At 64.4% G+C, this 2,519-nt stretch carries 2 protein-coding genes; one reads left to right on the top strand and one right to left on the bottom strand.

The genetic code is table 11. The features are described 5' to 3' along the window. Positions 1-545, bottom strand: a 545-nt coding sequence (locus Q8K99_05985) for a glucose-6-phosphate dehydrogenase (protein MDP2182100.1), incomplete at its 3' end; no start/stop codon positions are given. Between the two features lie 211 nt (positions 546-756). Between Q8K99_05985 and Q8K99_05980 the strand changes: the two genes are divergently transcribed. Then, positions 757-2,481 (top strand): glucose-6-phosphate isomerase, encoded by a 1,725-nt coding sequence (locus Q8K99_05980; GenBank protein MDP2182099.1) that lies wholly within the window; start codon positions 757-759, stop codon positions 2,479-2,481. Positions 2,482-2,519: the final 38 nt, after the last annotated feature.

Below are 2,519 nucleotides of genomic sequence, written 5' to 3'. Positions count from 1 at the left end.
CGGTAGATCTGCTCCTCGCGCAGGAGCGTCGCAAGCAACTCGTCGAGCTGCTTGGAGCTTGCGACGTCATGACCGAACGGCTTCTCGATAAGAACTCGTGTGTAGCCCTCAGCTTCGCTACAAGGCGCCGTCAACTTGCTTTCGGCGAGATTGTGCAAGATCGTCTCGTAGTTCTCCGGCGGCACGGCGAGATAGAAGAGCTTGTTCGCGCAGGCATCCCACGATGAGGCGATTCCCGCGCTCACCATGGCGAGCGAGCGGTAGGCCTCCGCCTCCGCGAAGGTCCCTCTCTGATAGATGAACAAGGCGAGGAAAGCCTCGACGTCAGCGGCGTCCGGGTACTTCTCGGCCAGAATCGCCTTGACGTGACTCCGAAAGTCCTCGTCCGACCAGTCGCGCCGCGAGAACCCCACGACGCGGAATTGGTCCGGAAGCAGGTCGTTTCGCCAGAGATGGAAGATAGATGGGACGATCTTGCGTGCCATCAGATCGCCGGTTGCGCCGAACACGACGAGGATGGTGGGCGCGTTCACTCGCTTGCTCATTCTGGAAATCCCTTCGATGGTGCGACAGTGCGCGAAGCCGACGCGCCTTCTCTACTTATGCGCCGGCCGACGCAACGATACTTGGGGTATGTGCCCGTGCCTCTGCCACTCCACACGACTAACGTGCCATTCCCCGGCAACCGGCCGAGGGCGTGGCGGGGGTATACACCCGATGTACCCACACCGTTCTGTAGGAGGATCTGTGGCCACAATGGAGACTGGAAAGCCGCTCTGGCTGGACGAACCTTCTCGGATGGTCCGTCTCAGCGACAAGCAAGACGACGTCGACGCCGCGCTCGCTGAGATCACCGACAACGGGATCTCCAACCGCGTCTGGGAGCGGGATCATACTGTGTGGAACCAGTCCCCCGAGGAGATCGAGAACCGACTGGGGTGGCTCGACCTCCCGGACGAGATGACCGCCCAGGTAGAGCGACTCTGTATGTTCGCAAACAGGGCGCGCACCGACGGGTTCACACACTCGGTCCTGCTTGGTATGGGAGGATCCTCGCTAGCGCCTGAGGTCTTCCGCAAGACATTCGGAGTCGCAAGCGGATACCTCGACCTGCTCGTCCTCGACAGCACACACCCTGACGTGGTGGCTGACGTTGAATCGCGGCTCGACCTCTCGCGCACGCTCTTCATCGTTTCAAGCAAGTCGGGCGGTACGGCCGAGACGCTCTCGCTCTTCAAGTACTTCTACAATCGGACCGCAGCCGTCGTCGCCCCCGAGAGCCTCGGGTCGCACTTCGTAGCCGTGACCGATCCGGGGACATCCCTGGAGGCACTCGGACGCACGCTCGGCTTCCGCGAGGTGTTCCTCGCCAACCCGAACCTCGGCGGCCGCTACTCCGCGCTTTCGCACTTCGGGCTCGTGCCGGCGGCGCTCATAGGCGTCGACCTCAAACGACTGCTCTCGTCCGCGCTGGGAGCGGCGCTCGCGTGCAAGTGGTCCGACCCGGCGTCGGTGAATCCCGGCGTCTGGCTCGGTGCCGCCTTGGGGGCGCTCGCGAAAGCGGGCCGCGACAAGGCCACGTTCGTCGCTTCGGCGCAGTTCGCAAGCTTCGGCGACTGGGCGGAGCAACTCATCGCCGAGAGCACCGGCAAGACCGGCCACGGAATACTCCCAGTGGTCCGTGAGCCGCTCGGCGATCCGGGCGTCTATGGCAGCGACCGTGTCTTCATCGAGGTGTACGTGGCGGGAGATGCGCGCGAGGCCGTCCGGCTCGATGCGCTTGCGGCCGCCGGTCACCCGGTGCTGCAGTTCGGTCTGGCAGACGTCTACGACCTCGGCGCGCAGATGTTTCTCTGGGAGATGGCGATCGCCGTGGCAGGTCATGTCATGGGGATCCACCCCTTCAACCAGCCCGACGTGGAAGCCGCGAAGATCCTTGCCCGGGGCGCAATCGAACGCTACAAGGACGAAGGATCTCTGCCCGGCGAGACGCCGTCGGGTGCCTCCGGCAACGTCGATATCTTCGGTGGGAGCGCAGATGATCCCGCACAGGCGCTAGCGGGCCTGCTGGCGTCGGCGCGAACGGGCGACTACGTTGCGATACAGGCGTACGTGCGGGCCACTCCAGAGACTGACGCCGCGCTGCGGGTGCTTCGGCTGCGCATCCGCAACGAAACGCGCCTGGCTACGACACTCGGCTATGGTCCGCGCTTCCTGCACTCGACCGGACAGCTTCACAAGGGCGATGCCGGCGGTGGCCTGTTCGTGCAGATCACGTCTGAGCCCACAGCCGACATCGCTATTCCGGATGAGCCTGGCTCACCGACATCGTCGCTGTCGTTCGGGGTGCTCACGGCGGCCGAGGCAGGCGGGGATCGACAGGTCCTGCGCGACCGAGCGCGGCGCATCGTGGGCTTTCACGTGCGCTGTGATGTCTGCCAGACGGTCGAAAGACTGCAGGCGTGGACTCCCGTCGACTGACGCACCTGAATCGCTAGCCTACGTGTGACCCTCGGCGG

This window comes from Actinomycetota bacterium (genome assembly GCA_030682655.1).
Lineage (GTDB): Bacteria > Actinomycetota > Coriobacteriia > Anaerosomatales > JAUXNU01 > JAUXNU01.
Note: the sequence above shows the minus strand (reverse complement) of the source record. Positions and strands in the feature narration are given on the sequence as shown.